Source organism: Mesorhizobium sp. P2_F8 (assembly GCF_056403655.1).
This window is the reverse complement of sequence record NZ_JBFUFB010000017.1, coordinates 72,399-88,534: the sequence shown is the minus strand read 5'-3', so window position 1 is coordinate 88,534 and position 16,136 is coordinate 72,399. Positions and strand designations below refer to the sequence as shown.

General features: G+C 59.4%; 10 protein-coding genes. 8 read left to right on the top strand and 2 right to left on the bottom strand.

From position 1 onward, the window contains the following. The 7 genes from AC1DZP_RS30560 to AC1DZP_RS30530 form a co-directional block, all read left to right on the top strand. Window positions 1-644, top strand: a 644-nt coding sequence (locus tag AC1DZP_RS30560; protein WP_477307560.1) for a LysR substrate-binding domain-containing protein, incomplete at its 5' end; no start/stop codon positions are given. Window positions 645-1,098: 454 nt separating this feature from the next. Continuing rightward, window positions 1,099-1,752 (top strand): BON domain-containing protein, encoded by a 654-nt coding sequence (locus tag AC1DZP_RS30555; protein ID WP_477307558.1) that lies wholly within the window; start codon window positions 1,099-1,101, stop codon window positions 1,750-1,752. A gap of 453 nt (window positions 1,753-2,205) precedes the next feature. After that, window positions 2,206-2,496, top strand: a complete 291-nt coding sequence (locus AC1DZP_RS30550) for a DUF6522 family protein (RefSeq protein WP_477307556.1) — start codon at window positions 2,206-2,208, stop codon at window positions 2,494-2,496. Window positions 2,497-2,558: 62 nt separating this feature from the next. Then, the gene (locus tag AC1DZP_RS30545) at window positions 2,559-3,359 is read left to right on the top strand and encodes a succinate dehydrogenase iron-sulfur subunit (RefSeq protein ID WP_477307567.1); all 801 of its coding nucleotides are present in this window, start codon (window positions 2,559-2,561) and stop codon (window positions 3,357-3,359) included. A 10-nt stretch (window positions 3,360-3,369) separates the two neighbouring features. Continuing rightward, a complete protein-coding gene (gene sdhC, locus AC1DZP_RS30540) occupies window positions 3,370-3,768 on the top strand; it encodes a succinate dehydrogenase, cytochrome b556 subunit (protein ID WP_477307554.1) in 399 nt (132 codons plus the stop codon). A gap of 4 nt (window positions 3,769-3,772) precedes the next feature. After that, on the top strand, window positions 3,773-4,159 hold the full coding sequence (gene sdhD, locus AC1DZP_RS30535; RefSeq protein WP_137935122.1) for a succinate dehydrogenase, hydrophobic membrane anchor protein: 387 nt from the start codon (window positions 3,773-3,775) through the stop codon (window positions 4,157-4,159). Window positions 4,160-4,180: 21 nt separating this feature from the next. Continuing rightward, a complete protein-coding gene (locus AC1DZP_RS30530) occupies window positions 4,181-4,621 on the top strand; it encodes a CBS domain-containing protein (RefSeq protein WP_137935123.1) in 441 nt (146 codons plus the stop codon). 857 nt (window positions 4,622-5,478) lie between these two features. Here the strand turns inward: AC1DZP_RS30530 and AC1DZP_RS30525 are convergent. Next, window positions 5,479-5,778 (bottom strand): DUF1127 domain-containing protein, encoded by a 300-nt coding sequence (locus tag AC1DZP_RS30525; protein WP_137935124.1) that lies wholly within the window; start codon window positions 5,776-5,778, stop codon window positions 5,479-5,481. Window positions 5,779-6,306: 528 nt separating this feature from the next. Between AC1DZP_RS30525 and AC1DZP_RS30520 the strand changes: the two genes are divergently transcribed. Beyond that, window positions 6,307-7,425, top strand: coding sequence for a baeRF11 domain-containing protein (locus tag AC1DZP_RS30520; RefSeq protein WP_477307551.1), 1,119 nt, complete (start codon window positions 6,307-6,309; stop codon window positions 7,423-7,425). A gap of 56 nt (window positions 7,426-7,481) precedes the next feature. Here the strand turns inward: AC1DZP_RS30520 and AC1DZP_RS30515 are convergent, their stop codons facing one another. Continuing rightward, window positions 7,482-16,043 carry a glycoside hydrolase family 94 protein gene (locus tag AC1DZP_RS30515; RefSeq protein ID WP_477307549.1) on the bottom strand — a complete coding sequence of 2,854 codons (8,562 nt, stop codon included), beginning with the start codon at window positions 16,041-16,043 and terminating at the stop codon, window positions 7,482-7,484. Between the last annotated feature and the right edge of the window lie 93 nt (window positions 16,044-16,136).

Genomic DNA, 16,136 nt, shown 5'->3' with positions numbered 1-16,136 from the left:
TCGTCCAGCTATGGCAGCGCACGCTCCATCAGGTTGCTGTCCCGCCCGGCCGTCGTGCTGTTCTGACCGTCGGCAGCGAAGTCAGTCTTGCTCAACCTCTTCTGCTTGACTGGGTTCGATGGATGCGTCGATCCCTTCCGGATATCGCACTTCGGGTACACGTCGATGTGCCGCAGGATTTGATCAATCAAGTCGCATCCGGGCTCGTCGACGTGGCAGTCATGTATGCGCCCCAGCATCGGCCCGGCCTGAAGATCGATCTGCTCATGGACGAAAAACTTGTTCTCGTGACAACCAACCCTGAAGCACGCCTGGTGGACCGCATAGACTACGTGCACGTAGATTGGGGGCCGGATTTTACGCTTCATCATGGGATGAATTTCCCGGATGTCGCGCCAGATCTTTCGATGGATCTTGGCCCGCTTGCGCTCAATTATATTCTTTCGGCTGGCGGGTCCGGTTATTTCAGGATGAGCGTGGTCCAGCCTCATATTGAGGCTGGTCAGCTTCATCTCGTGCCCGAAGCGCCGCAATTTTCCTACCCGGTCTATGCGGTGCAATCTGCGAACGCTGATGAAGTCGTATTGGGCCCTGCCTTGGCTGGACTGCATTCCATTTCAAATGGCAACGCCGAACCGGCATAATCCGCGTTTCCCCCGACATTGCTGGCTGCTTGAAGCGCTGTCCCTCTTGTCGGTCGTCCCGGCCGGAACATGAGATCGACTGTCGTTCCAGCCCCTCGCTCGCTGGCAATGCGGACCTCCCGCTTTGTCGAAAGGCCACTTTACGAACGAGGCGATCACCCCGCTCGGCCGGGCACGAAGACTTCATCGGAAACACATGGAAAATCAAAAAGGGAAGAGCCGCGTCGTGTCGGCATTCGAACCGAAAATGACTGCAAGATAATTGCGTTGAATTCATCATAAATTTCGTTTGCCTTGTTCTGAAGGAATGACGAGGCTCTAGGAGCGGCGCATCGGCAATATCGGATGCCACTGTTGCCGGGTGCGAGAGCAGTAACGCCGTCCGTCTGCGTCAAGGCGACCTTTCTCGAGGCGTGCAGGTGCCGAGTGTTGATCTACTATAAGGAACTGTGACATGCGATTCGACAGAGATATTAAACAAGACTTAGAAAACGAACTTAAATGGGACCCCGACATCAATGCCACCGACGTCGGTGTCACCGTCAAAAAGGGCGTCGTCTCGCTTACGGGCTACGTCCCTTTCTATATGCAGAAGTACGAGGCGGAGAATGCGGCGAAGCGGGTCAAAGGTGTCCTCGGCATTGCCAACGACATTGAAGTTCAGCTTCCATCCAGCCATCAAAAGACAGATCCGGAACTCGCGCGGGCCGCAATCGAGGCGATCTCCATCGAGCTACCCGCTTCCCACGAGCGGTTCAAGGTCATCGCGAAAGATGGTTGGCTTACCCTGGAAGGCGACGCCGAATGGCAATATCAGCGCAATCAGGCTGAATCCGCCACGCGCAAACTGCACGGTGTCAAAGGCGTCATCAATCGCGTGGTGCTGAAGCCGCGCGTGGCACCTGTGGAGATCAAGGCCAAGATCGAAACCGCGTTCAAACGAAGCGCCGAGGTCGATGCGCAGCAGATCAGCGTCACCGCCGATGGTGGCGAAGTGATCCTCGCCGGAGCTGTAAGCTCGTGGTCGGAAAAGCAGGAGGCCGAGCGAACCGCCTGGCGAGCGCCCGGCGTCGTCAGGGTTCACAACCATATCAACATTGTCGGCTAGGTCATCGCCTTCGGAGAACGAGGATGTCATCAATCCTGCTGTTGTGTCGCAGTCGCATAGATGAATCCGGTCGTCGCTTGAGGCCAATGCGTTGCGCACTGCCCGCCACTGCAAACTTTTCTGTCATTTGCGGCGAAGCGATGGCCTTCGTTCCAGAGCACTTCCGACCGTTAGACGCTGGCCGGTTCACATTCAGGCAACAGGGTCCTTTTCGCCGGATCGGTGTTGCCGGCGCGGTCCGCCGGCGTCCGCTTTTGCAGCCCGGAGCGATATTGATTTCTTAAGTGAAGAAGGGAAGCGGGCACCGTCGCGTCATGGGTTGGAACTGCTGATGAATCGCGATAGCCGACGCTGGTTCGAGTCTGACGTGGGACCGCCCAGCTGTCTCCTGCCGATACTGATCGGCGCACTACAAATGGCCGCCCGTGAAGGGCCGCCGCACAGTGATTGATGATGGCGACGATCAAATTCGAAGACGATGAAGTGCAGGTCGATGCCACGATCATTGGCATGGGGCTCGGTGTTGACCCTTCGGTTGTCCAGCCTCTCATTCGGGAAGGCAAGATAGCGAGCAGGCATGAGCGCGGAGAAGGTGCAGATGCCGGGCGCTTACGGCTGACATTCTTTTTAGGCAATCGTCGGTTCCAGGTCATTGTCGACGACGCCGGACGGATCATCCGGCGATCTGCCGTCGATTTTGGCGATCGCGCTCTGCCCAGGGCACTTCGAAGGCCAAGCGGATGACCGAGGATAAAAGAAGCCCCTTTCTCATCGAATCCTCGGAGCAACTCCCCCGAGTGACGGTGTTGAAACGGTTTCCGCTGCCTAGGAAACTCGGCGTCGGTAAAGAATCTCGAATAGGAAAAGGGAAACGCTGGCCTGTGCCTACGACGGCCGCAGCGCGTGTAAAGACATTCGAGATTTACCGCTACGATCCCGACTCGGGCGACAATCCGGTCATAGACATCTTTGAAATCGATCTCGACGACTGCGGCCCGATGGTTCTGGACGCCCTCATCTGGATCAAGAACAAGGTCGACCCGACCCTGACGTTCCGCCGCTCATGCCGGGAAGGCGTGTGCGGCTCGTGTGCGATGAACATCGACGGTACGAACTGGCTGGCCTGCACAAGATACATAGCCGAAACGGACGGGTCAGCGACGATCTATCCCTTGAGCAATCTGAGGATCATCAAGGATCTGGTTCCAGATCTCACACATATGTTTGCCCAATACAGCCTCATCGAGCCCTGGCTCCACTCCAAGGCGCCTGCGCCGGAACGGGAGCGCCTTCAGTCTCCGGCCGAAAGAGCTGAGCTTGACGGCTACTATGAGTGCATTCTCTGCTTCTGCTGCACGTCGGGGTGCCCCAGTCATTGGTGGAATGGCGATCGCTTCCTCGGCCCTGCCGCGCTGCTGCATGCCTACCGCTGGCTCATTGACAGCCGCGACGAGGCGACTGGCGAGCGGCTCGATGATCTGGAGGATCCTTTCCGGCTCTACCGATGCCACACGATTCTCAACTGTACGCGCACCTGCCCCAAGGGACTGAATCCTGGAAAGGCAATCGCCGAGATCAAGAAAATGATTGTCGAGCGGACAGGCTGAGGGGAAAGAAGTGAAGACTATTGCCAGCCGCAGGCGGCCGCTCTCGCCCAACATTCAGATTTACCGACCGCAGCTTACCTCGGTTCTCTCGATCGTCAATCGCATCACCGGCGTTGTCCTGAGCGCCTGTGCGGTGTTCCTGGTAATCTGGCTCTCTGCCGCCGCCACCGGCCCGCAAGCATTCGCCACGGTTCAAAGCGTCATAGGATCCTGGATCGGACAGTTCTTAATGATTGGAGGCGTGTTTTCCGTCTTCATGCATCTCTGCGGCGGGATCCGGCATTTGTTTTGGGACGCGGGATATGGTTTTCACCTTCGCACGATCTATGCCTCCGGCTGGGCAGTGGTAATAGCCAGCTTTTTGCTCACCGGAGCAACATGGGCGCTCAGCACCTACATGGCAGGGTAGAAAGTTGCACAAGCGGCATACGCGCTCACCATTAAGCCGCGCGACTGGGCTTGGCTCGGCCAGCAAAGGCGTCGGGCATTGGTGGGCCGAGCGCATGACGGCTATTGCGCTGATCCCGCTGACAGTATGGTTCCTGGCGTCTGTGATCACCCTCACTGGCAGGGACCATGCTGGTGTCGTCACCTGGCTCAGGACGCCGTCCGCTACGATCTGTATGGTGCTGCTGCTAGTGGCGCTGTTTTATCACATGGCCCTAGGACTTCAGGTTGTAATCGAGGACTACGTTCATTCCGGAGCGAGATTTCCGGTGTTGATAGCGATTCGCTTGGGCTGCTTCGCGCTGGCCGTAACGGGCATTGTCGTCACGTTGCGTATCTCCTTGGGCGGCTGATGGAGGGGAAAGGACGAACAAATGCTCGTTGATAGAGTCGTGCCCATTGCCCACAAGAGGCTTGCCACTATTGGATATGATGCGCCCTTGCTTGAAGCAGCGCGACTGCTTGGCGGCTCATCGGACCTGGTCGTTGTCTGCGGCCCCGATGGGCTGTTGAAGGGCGTGATTACGAAAACGGACATCGTAAGGCAGGTCGGCCGATGCCAAGGTTCAACCTGCCAGATCGCGGTATCGTCGGTTATGACCGAAGATGTCGTCATCTGCCGGCCGACGGACTGGTTGCACGACGTCTGGTCGATCATGAAGGAGCGCCGGCTGAAAAACATTCCCGTCACCGATGCGGAGTCTCGACCGATCGGAGTGCTCAACGCGCGAGATGCGCTTGAGGCCCTCATGCTGGAGGTGGAACAAGAAGAGACGCTTTTGCGCGATTATGTGATGTGTGTTGGCTATCGCTGATAGTGGCGGCCGGGACCGAGCAGCTTTGATGCCATCATCGAATAGCCTGCGGGCAGGCGTCATTGATCCGTCGTTCGCGTCAGTCTAGCGTAACCACGAGTTCATCCAGGCGCCCGTCGCCGGTCAACTCGACCCAGAGCGGACGCTGAACGAGCACGATCCCATCCAGCTGTGCCGAAGCCACCCGGCGGGAGAACCCATTCAGGTTTTCGCCCTTTTTTCGCAGGCGGGCAGAATGGCGACGAAGAGTGACTTCGAAACCTGGCCAACTGCTCGGAATACAAGGGATGGAGAGACAACTTCCTCAAACCGCACCTCCAGGATGCTTTCGAATTTGCCGACCGAGGTGAGTCGAAGTCGCATGAGATGTAGTTCGGAACACGAGACACGATCTGCGCCGATAGACAATTTGCGCGTGGCATCACGACGATTCTGGGCCGCCTTACGGCTTCCCTTCCGTGGCCGCACAGCGGTCACCGCTTGAGTCACGACGCCTTTGCTCCGCGTAACTCCCACCGGACATCGAGAGGATAGCCACAGTGGCCCACATAGCGGCAAACACCGGCATGATAGAAAAAAGCATGCCCGTCCCCAGCGGGTCACGCCTTCTGTCACCTGCGTATGGAATTTCAGGCAGCGGCGAAGGACTGTCCAATATTTGTCCCTCATCCCATACGGCAATGCAGACGTCATACGGCGGATCGCTCCTCCGGCGGAACTCTAAACGACGCTTTGGTTCGGCCATGGAGGGAAACAGGTCGGGAAAGTCTGCGGAGGAGATCATAGGTCGGTGTTCTCTGTTGATCGATTCGCGTAAATGGCTTGGCGATGAGGTCTCTGGCACAGGTCAGTGGTCGTCATGCTGCCTCCCGTAGCGGGTTGCTTCTGCATTCCGGTGCCGCGACAAGCGTTCGCAGACACGCCGTCTCGGCGTATTGGGAGCTCAACCCGTCAATCACTTGCGGAATTTCGCTGCGCAAGATGCCAATGTCTGCAAGCATTCTGTCGTCCAAGCGTTCAAGCTGATTGATCGCCTTGCGCCGCTGTCTACCCTCGAAAGGCGCAAGAACCAGCCGATGCAGAAATCCCGGCTTTTTCTGCTGCGCTGGATCGGACAGGATACGGCTCTGCACTTGTGTTCTCAGGTGATCGGACATGTCGCTCTCCATTGTCGAAAGTACTGTTGGCGCGGAATTGGCGCTCGCCGCATCCAGGTGGGCGGAACGGCGCGAACGGCTACTGAGGTTCGACAAGCCGAGGATCCGGTCTGGATTGCCCGAAAGTCATTCCCCAGTCGGCGACTAAGCGCCGTCCTGTTCATTTGATCGGTGAGGGATCAGAAAGTATGCCCCGAGGCGGTAGCAGACGCGAGCGTCGGCCCGCTCGGGGCTACGAGCGGTTCAGTAGCGAGCCTGCGAAAAGCAGGAACCTCCTATGAGGACTGAACGAGATCATTATTCCGATATAGTCCTTGAATATGATCTTTCAACCTGAAGTCGTCCTGTTGCGACATTTCGACACGAAATTCTATGCAGGTATTTTGATAAATAAATCCACAATTCTTCATAATTCTTTCGAGCGTGCGGCATAATGCTCGGCCAGTTCGTATGGATCTTAAAAATAGACGTGAACATCTATATCAAAGAGACTGGTTTCCAACCGAACGCCCTTCAGGAGAATCATGCATGCTGTACGTTGACACGCCTACGTCTAGAGAATTCGGTGATCTCAATCAGGTCCGATCGGATGCTTGCGTCTCGATTTATCTACACACCACGCCGCTTACTCGTGAGATCAGGAAAAGCCGGATTAATCTTGGCAATCTGGTAAAGAACGCCATCAGCCAGCTAGAAGCGGCGGGCTTCGACAAGCGACGCATATGGCCATTGCAGGAACAGTTCGACCATCTCCTGGTCGATGATGCGTTCTGGTTACGTCAGGCACGCAGCCTGGCAATCCTCGCAACGCCCGACCTCATCCGAACCTATCGTCTGGCCAACAAATTGACCGACATGGTCGAAGTTTCGGACCGCTTCCATCTCAAGCCGCTGATGCGTGCGATCACGTTTCCGCATGCCGCCCATGTTTTGGCTATTTCGGAAAATGCGGTGAGATTGATCGAGGTCTCTTCAGATCTGCCTGCCGCCGAAATCAGGGTTTCCAATCTGCCGAAGGATGCCGCCAGCGCCGTTGGCAAATCAACTATCAACGATCGCACCGCCAGTGGGCGCATTCAGGGTTCCGAGGGGCAGAAGGTTCGCCTCGCGCAATACATTCGCAAGGTTGATGCCGCGTTGAGACCTGTTCTCATGCACTCGGAAATCCCGGTGATTCTGGCAGCGACCCAGCCGGTGGAATCCTTGTTCCGTTCCCTGAGCGCCATCCCTGCACTTCCCGAAACCATTTCAGGAAGCCCGGACCGTTTGAGTGAGGCTGAACTGGCAAGTGCGGCAAGACCAGTCCTCGACGCCCACTACAAAAACGTGATCGCGAGCTTCCATCGCAGTTTCGAGCAACGCGCAAGCCAGAATCGAACAACCACGGATATGTCCGACGCGGCGCGAGCGGCCACATTTGGTGGCGTAGAGTATTTGCTGGTTGATATCGACACCGTCGTCGATGGCTTCGTCGATGAGGAAACGGGTGCTGTGACTTTCAACACGAAGGGCGATGCTGCCAACTACGGCGTGGTCGATGAGATCGCCAGGCGCGCGTTTTGTTCGGGGGCTCGAATCCTGGGCGTTCGGCGCGAAGAGATCCCTGACAGCAAGGAATTGGCTGCGATTTTACGCTATCCCATGTAATCCATAATCGCGCTTCAGGATGCAGAATTTGCGCGATCGAAGGCTCCTCGCTCGCGTCAGCCTAGCGTAACCAGGAGTTCGTGAACGCGCCCGTCGTCGATCAACTCGACCCGGAGGGGACGCTGAACGAGCAGTATCCCATCCAGCTGTGCCGAGGCCACCCCGCGGGAGAAGCCATTCGGGTTGTCTACCTTTATTCGCATGCGGGCAGAGCGGCGACGGAGAGTGACCTCGAACCCTGGCCAACTGTTCGGGATACAGGGGTCGAGATGCAGAAACGATCCCTCAAACCGCACGCCCAGGATGCTTTCGAGCCCGGCGCGGTGYATCCAGCCGGCCGAGCCTGTGTACCAGGTCCAACCGCCATGCCCTATGTGACCGGGCGCTGAATAGATGTCGGCGGCAACCACGTATGGCTCCACCTTGTAGTGACGGAGTTCGGCCCGCGTGCGGGCGTGGTTGATCGGGTTGAGCTGAGCGAACAAGCCGGCTGCTTTGTCGCCTTGGCCTAGGCGGGCGAAGGCGATGACCGACCACGCTGCTGCATGGGTGTACTGGCCGCCATTCTCACGGATGCCGGGTGGATAGCCCTTGATGTATCCCGGATCGTGCGACATTCGGTTGAAAGGCGGTGTGAACAACAGCGCCAGACTGTTGTCCTCGTCGATCAGTTCGCGTTCGACGGCAACCATGGCTTGGGCCGCTCGCTGAGGCTCGGCGGCGCCGGAAATTACTGCCCAGGATTGCGCGATAGAGTCGATGCGGCATTCATCGTTCGTCGCGGAGCCAATCACGGTGCCGTCGTCGAACCAGGCGCGCCGATACCAGTCGCCGTCCCATGCTTGGTGTTCAAGCGACTCCCCCAGTGCGGTGGCGTGCGCGCGCCAGGCGTCAGCACGGGCCGCATCCTGGCGTGTATCAGCAACCCCAGCAAAGGCGGTCAGGGTCGTATGCATGAGCCAAGCCAGCCAGACGCTTTCGCCCTGACCGCCTTCACCAACGCGGTTCATTCCATCGTTCCAGTCGCCGCCACCGATCAGCGATATACCGTGGTTGCCTAGCGCGAGGCTCGCATCCAGCGCCAGGGCACAATGCTCGTAAAGACTGGCGGTTCGCACCGAGATTGCAGGTGAAAAGAAATTGTCGCGCTCGTCAGTCGTCAGGTTTGGCCCCTCCAGGAAAGGGACGAGTTCATCCAGGAGTGCGGCGTCGCCAGAGACCTCGATGTACTGCGCGACAGCATAAGCGAGCCACGCCTTGTCGTCGGAAATCCGGGTGCGTACGCCCTGGCCCGAATGCGGCAGCCACCAATGCTGAACGTCGCCCTCCGCAAACTGGCGACCTGCGGCACGAAGCAGATGTTCCCGTGTTAGCGAGGGACGGATTGCCGCCAGCGCCATGCCATCCTGAATCTGGTCGCGTAACCCGTATGCCCCACTCGCCTGATAGAAGGCGGACCGGGCCCAGATGCGACATGCGATTGTCTGATAGAGAAGCCAACCGTTCAGCATGATGTCCATCGACCGATCGGGCGTTTTGACCTGCACCGCGCCGAGAATGTCCTGCCAATGCGCACGCACCTCGTTCAGCACCACGTCGAGATCGGCCCGACGATACCGTGTGATCAGTTCCGCAGCCTCTCTGGGGCCCGCGGTGTCGCCGAGGAAAAGGACGATTTCGGTTTCCTCTCCCGGAGCGAGCTCGATGATGGTTTGCAAAACGCCGCAAGGGTCGAGGCCGGCGCCGACCGCTCCCGAAAGGCGGACGCCGGCTGCCAGGCCGGCCGGGTCGGCAAGGTCACTGTTGCGGCCAATGAACTCTCGACGATCGGCCGTCCAACTCGCTTGACGTCCACCCAAGTCGAGGAAGGCGACCCGAGACCCGAAGGCGGTGCTCCATGGGTTCCGTGCGAAAAGCGCGCCGGATCCAGGATCAATCTCCGTCAGAACGAACGGAGCCGATGAGGCGCGGGAGACGCCGAGTACCCATTCGACATACGCCGTGACGGACAGCCGGCGACGGCGGTTGGTGGTGTTGCGGAGTCTGAGGCGCGATATCTTGATCGCATCAGTCAAGGGTACATAAACCAGCAATTCCGACGCGATGCCGTGCGCCTCATGCTCGAACCGGCTGTATCCCCAACCATGCCGGGCCATGTAGGTGCTTGCGTCATCACGGATCGGGGATGCGGTCGGAGACCACAATTCGTCCGTATCCTCATCGCGCAGATAAACCGCTTCGCCCGATCGATCGGTGACTGGATCGTTTGACCACGGCGTCAATTGGCGTTCGCGGCTGTTGACCGACCAGGTGAAGCCGCATCCCTCGGCGGACATTTGAAAACCAAAATCAGGATTGGCGACGACATTAATCCAAGGCGCAGGGGTCGACTGACCGGCGCCAAGGACCGTCACGTATTCCTTACCATCATCGGCGAAGCCGCCGAGGCCGTTGAAATATTCAAGTTGCAAGCGCGGCGCCGCAACCGGTTGCAGCGGGCGCCGGGCGCGAGAGCTGCGGGCCGGCGAGATCCCGTCGCCGGCACCGGAAATGCGGTTGAGCTGTTCGGCTAACCCGCCATGCTCGGCGACGAGCACGATCCGCGCTATCGATCCAAGCAGCGCGGCGGTCTGCGTTGGGATCAAATCGGCTCGGAGGACGAACACACGCCCGGCAGACGTAACCTGCGAAACGTGCGACGAGGGTCCGCCGTGACTGGTTCGCACCAAAGCCTCGAGGGCGTTTTGCAGGTCTTGAATGTAAGAAGAGGCGCGCTCGTTGATGATGACGAGGTCTACCGCGAGCTGTTGATGGCGCCAGTACTCCATCGCCTGAAGAAGTTGATGCGCGATACGCATATCGTCCGCATTTGCAATACGCAGGAGGATAATGGGCAAATCCCCCGATATCCCTTCTGGCCACAGTCCGGGTTGTGCGCCTGCACCGCGAAGGATGGTCTCCGAGGAGGAACGCAACGCGGGTGTGGCGTAAAGCAGATGCCCCGCCAGACGCTGAAACAAGGTCGCATCGGCTCGATTGATCCCGAGGTGATGGAGTTCCACTTGCGCCTTCGTCCAGGCGAGCGTCGCGGCGCGGTCGAATGCGCTGATGTCATGCGTTTTGTCGATCAGGTCAAGAACCCCCGTCCGTGATTCAGCGACCACAGTCCAGTATGCAATGTGAACCGTCGCACCAGGAGCGAGGCGCACGCGACGCCGCAGGGCGAAGATGGGATCGAGGACCGATCCTGTCGAACCGGACAGGAGCCGACCGTCGATCACGGCGGCAGGGTTTCGAACGCCTCGTCCTCGGCCGAGGAAGCGCCCCCTGTCAGTTTCAAATTCCGGCTTTCCCACGCTCGCGCCCTCAACCACCGAATGATGCGCGGCCCAGATTTCAGGTTCGTCCGGCGAGCGCCGCCGCCGCGTGGCCAGGATGGCCCCCGGACGCGTATCGTACTCGGTCTGGACGAAAAGTTTGGCGAAGGCTGGATGGGCGGCATCGGTGGCCGGGGGCGCCATGACCACCTCGGCGTAAGATGTGACCTCGATGTCTCGCGAGCGACTGCCGGAATTGGTGACGGTCACACGGCGTACCTCAGCGTCGTCCCCCGCTGAAACAACAATTTCGAGGATGGTGCTCAACTCGCCGTCGCGGCGCGAGAAGGAGGCACGATCCGCGCTGAAAGTGACCGCGTAATGATCCGGCTCAACGCCGGTCGGGGCGATTCCCGCCGACCAGACGTCATCGCTCTCGATATCCCTGAAATAGATGTAGGATCCCCAATCATCGCAGGTGGCGTCCTCTCGCCAACGTGTAACAGCCAGTGCCCCGTAACGGCTGTATCCCGAGCCGGCGGCTGTCAGCATGACGCTGTAGCGGCCGTTGGAGAGCATGTGCGTTGCCGGCGTCATGGCATGAGGATCGACGCGCCGCGAGGCCTCGGGCAGATCGAATTCACGGATATTCGCCACAGACGTCCCCTCGCTCGCCCAAGGCGATGGCACGGCGACCTCCCGGGGCATAGGCTCCTGTAGCAGCAGTTCGGCCGCCTTCATCATGGGTTCTGCGTGGAATCGGCGCCGCATCGCGCCTCCCAACAAGGCGTCCGCGATGGCGGTGATCGTCATGCCTTGGTGATGGGCCATATAGGCACGGACAACCGCGACTGTTTTTCCGTCCGGAACTCGGGTGGGTGTGTAGTCGAGCGCCTCGAAAAAGCCGTGGCGGCCCCGCCCGCCATCGGCTATCAGCCGCTCGAAGTTTCGCGCCGCAGCAACCGGATCGACGATCGCTGCGAGGGCGGTTGCATAGGGCGCCACAACAGCGCTTTCGCCGAGCCCGCGCTTCAACCCGAGACCGGGCACGCCAAAGTTGGAGTATTGATAGGTTAGCTCCAGGTCGCGGGCGTTGTAGGCGGACTCGGAGACACCCCAGGGAGTGCCGAGGGTCTTCCCATATTCGATCTGCCGCTGGACAATGACGCGGTTGGTATGCTCCAGCACGCTCCCGGTCGGCGTGCGCATGACGATGGACGGCATCAAATATTCAAACATTGAGCCCGACCACGAGATCAGCGCGGCGCTGCCATTGACCGGGGTTACGTCGTGTCCGAGGCGAAACCAGTGCCGGGTCGGAAGGTCGCCTTTCGCGATACCGACGTAGCTAGCAAGCCGCGCTTCAGACGCCAGCAGATCGTAACAGCTCTCGTCCGCAACACCCCCTGGAACCAGAAAGCCGATGGAGAGCAACATGCGTTGGCGGTCGAGCAGAAAGTCGAACTCCATCGCCAAGGCCATTTCCCGAGCCGTTGCGCCGATCGCGGAGAGGCGTGCAGACAGGTCAGTGACGGCCAACGTCGTACCGTTCAGATCGCGCTCATGACTGCCGATCGAGGTACGGACGGCTTGCGCCCAAAATAGTATATCTGAGTTGGCACCATCGGCCCGTTCGAGGGCGAACGCCCGAGTGATGTCGACCAAGGTTTCGGCGGATGTCGTCAGCCTGGAAAGGCGCGCGGCGATCTCTTCGGGGGCCACAAGGGGCTGATGCAGGTCAGTCACGAGGAGCGCGAGGGCGTCGTCGATCTGACGCCAGGTGACGGTCTCCGTGCGGCGGCTGTCCCGAAGGGCGTTCACCTCGTCGACCATGATGTCGAGAGCATCGCCGATCCCCTTCAAACGTACTGCCACGCTGAGGTCTCCCCAATCCTCGGTTGCGTTGGCGAGCGCGATGAGATGCCCAGCAAGATTGCCGCTATCGACGGACGAGACATATTGCGGATCGAGCGGACGAAGATCGCTCGTGTCGTACCAGTTATAGAAGTGTCCTCGAAAGCGGGCGAGGCGTCCCATCGTCGAAAGCGTCGCCTCCAGCCGCTCGATCGTGTCAGTGATGCCCAGCCAACCAAAGTCATGCGCGCTCGCTGTCGACAGCAGATAAAGGCCGATATTGGTCGGTGATGTGCGATGTGCGACGACCGGCTCGGGGTCTTCCTGGAAATTGTCCGGTGGAAGATTGTGATCGTCCGCCGCAACGAAAGTCTCGAAGAACCGCCAAGTCCGTCGCGCGATCAACCGCAACGCGCGAGTGTCCGCTGCGGTCGGCGCTGGTTTCGCTCCTTCGACCGAAGGCAGGCTCACCCACCGGGCGATTGCGGGAGAGGCGATCCAAAGGATCGCAAACGGGACGGCAAGGAACCAGGTCTGATTTCCGGAAAACAAGGCTACGATCGGCGCGGCTACACCGATCAGCACCGCGCCCGCCATCCAACGATAGTAAGCGGACGTCGTAGGTTCGCGACCAATTGTGGCATGCGCCGCCGGGATCCATTCGAGGAGATTGTGCCGGGTGATAAACAGCCGGAAAAGGGTGCGGGCGATGGCGTCGCCCATCAGCCACGCCTGGTGCGCCAGCAAAGTGATTATCAACAGCGATTGAAGCAGGGCGAGACGAAAGTCCGACACCACGGTTTTGAAATGAATGCGCTGGCTGAGACCGGCATGACGCGGTGCTATTCCTGCCAGAGCCGGCACGAAACTGGGCAACACAAGCGTTGCCAGAACAAAGGTCGTCCAGATTACCGCGGCGTCGAAAGGCAGCAGCCATCCCGCCACGAGCGCGAGCAGGCACGTGATCGGAGAAAGTGTGCGTCGCAGATTGTCGACCATTTTCCAACGACCACTGGCAGGCATGGTTGCGGAGTGCATGCGGCCCCCTCCCAGCAGACTGGACCACCCTAATATCCAAGGCAGCAGCTGCCAGTCCCCGCGCGCCCAACGATGATAGCGAAGTGACGCAACATCGTAGCGGGCGGGGTAGGCTTCGACGACCTCGATGTCGGCGGCCAAAGCTGAGCGGGCAAATACGCCTTCGAAGAGGTCATGGCTGAGCAGGATCGAATCGGGTGAACGGCCCTTGAGTGCGAATTCGAAGGCGTCGACCGCATAGATGCCTTTGCCTGCGTAGGACCCTTCCTCAAGCAAGTCTTGATAGACGTCAGCTACAGCCGTTGAATACGGGTCGATCGCGTTCATGCTCGAGAACACGCGCTGGTAGACCGATCCCTCGGCTGCCGTCGTCAGGGCGGTGGCAACACGAGGCTGCAGCACGGCATGGCCTTCCACGACGCGGCCGGTGGCCGCGTCGTGGCGTGGCTGGTTTAGCGGGTGCGCCATCTTGCCGATCATACGCCGGATCGAATCACGCCGAAGTCTCGTATCCGCGTCCAGTGTGATGACATAGAACACGCCCTCCGGAACCTGAGGCGGCCGGCCATCAAGGCCCAGAAAAGTGGTATCGGAAGCACCGCGCAACAATTGGTTCAGTTCATGAAGCTTGCCGCGTTTGCGCTCCCAGCCAATCCATTTTTGTTGGCTCTCATTCCATACGCGCCGGCGATGGAGCAGCAGGAAACGATCGCCACCAGGCGCTTGCCCATGGCGCAGGTTCAGGCGCGCAATCGCATCGATGGCAACTTGAAGGAGTTCCTGGTCACCTTCGACGGTCTCGGTCGCCGCGTCGGTCCAGTCAGACAGCAAGGCGAGTTGAACATCACCAGCGATGCTCGCGAGATAGTGGATTTCCAACTGTTCGATTTGCGCGGCAACAACCTCGCGAGTCGTCAGCAAGGTCGGCACAACCACGAGCGTGCGAAGCCGTTTGGGCACGCCATCGCGAAGTTCGAGACCCGGCAGTTGGGTCGGGCCGAAACGGTGGGTCAGCTCCTGGTTGACGAGCGCAACCGCTGCGTCCAGGGCTGGGATGGCCCCGAGTGTTCCCAGTATGCCCAACCATATCCAGCCCGGGCTGGCTTGAGCATGGACGACAATCGGCATCGCCAGCAGGAGGGCGGCCACGATCGCGCCCGCACCGATATATCCTCCAATGCCAAGCGTGCGATAAAACCGCCCGAATAACAGTCGAGGTCGTGGGCGAAATCCAACTTCCGCTTCGAACTCGACACGACCGCCTGCGCAAAGATAATAGCCAGGATCGGTCTGGCGTTCGTCTGTCTCCAAGGCTTCAGGCTCGGCCTGAGCGCCGGTTAGAACCGCTCGGTGAGCGATTTCCAGCTCACTAAGGCCGGATCCGCGGGCGAGTTCCTCGACGGCCGTGCGGTACAGATTGCGGGTCGGGAAGTCCATCTCCGCAAAGCTGCAGCCATCCGCCAACACAGCGTCGATCAGGGCGACGCGCTCGAAGATTTCCGTCCAATCGACATCGGACATGCGGCGCATGCTGGTGATGATGTTTCGGACGGTAACGTTGGCCGAAATCTGCTTTTGTTGCTCGTCATTGACAGCTGCGTCTACGGTCTTCCCCTGCGCCGCTAGCCGTTTGTCGAGATGTATGAACAGTGACGAGACGGACGGACCTTCATCGCGTAGCCGATGAACGAGTTGAAGGACGAAGGCCTCTGAGAGCGCCCCYTGATCGAGCTCGGCTATGACGGACTTAGGAGGCTCGGCCGCATGTCCGCCCACCGCGAGAAGCCTGTCRGCAAGATCATCCGCCCTGCGGCGCTTGTCGCGGCTATAAACGATACGCGCTGCGATCCGTCTGAGGTTTTCTATTAGAATGATCCTAAGAGTAATCGCCGATGCCCAGAGTTCGCCGATCCTCAGTGGCTGTATGGTTTGATAGGCGTGTACGTAGTCGCACCATGCGTCGACATCGAACCGGCTGTCCGTGTGGGCGACGAATGCCCAAGCCATCCCGAAGACACGCGGATAGCCCGCGAACGGGCCGTCCGCGAGCGTAGGGAGTTGGCGATAGTAACGAGGTGGCAGATCCAACCTGACTTGTCGGATTTGCCGTTCCACTTGATGGAAATTATCGATCAACCACTCCGCGGCAGGAGTGATAGCCGCCCCGCAACTGACCGCCTCGCAGATGGAGCGATAAGCAGCGATCAGGCTGGCTTCATTGTCGGTGAGCCGCTTCAGCAGCGAATGCCCGTTCGGTCTGTCCTGCTTGATCTGCTGGGCGGCCGCCAGGCTGCGGGCGTGCTCTTGGAGTCGTTCGACGCTGAACAACATTTCGCGAATAGCGCTCGTATCGTTCCAGGGTGAAGGCGTCGGCGCCGAACCGAAGACCCGACCTAGCAGGGAAGCCATCAACATGTCTCCAACGCACCTGTAGCGAAGATGTGTTTCAAAACGTCATCGCCGCTGGCCCGCCTGCGCTGATTTAAGCGCACGCGACGAAGG

Bases quoted from the DNA above. Each gene is read 5' to 3' on its own strand.
- AC1DZP_RS30555 (WP_477307558.1), top strand. From the start codon at position 1,099: ATGCGATTCGACAGAGATATTAAACAAGACTTAGAAAACGAACTTAAA.
- AC1DZP_RS30550 (WP_477307556.1), top strand. From the start codon at position 2,206: ATGGCGACGATCAAATTCGAAGACGATGAAGTGCAGGTCGATGCCACG.
- AC1DZP_RS30530 (WP_137935123.1), top strand. From the start codon at position 4,181: ATGCTCGTTGATAGAGTCGTGCCCATTGCCCACAAGAGGCTTGCCACT.
- AC1DZP_RS30525 (WP_137935124.1), bottom strand. From the start codon at position 5,778: ATGTCCGATCACCTGAGAACACAAGTGCAGAGCCGTATCCTGTCCGAT.
- AC1DZP_RS30520 (WP_477307551.1), top strand. From the start codon at position 6,307: ATGCTGTACGTTGACACGCCTACGTCTAGAGAATTCGGTGATCTCAAT.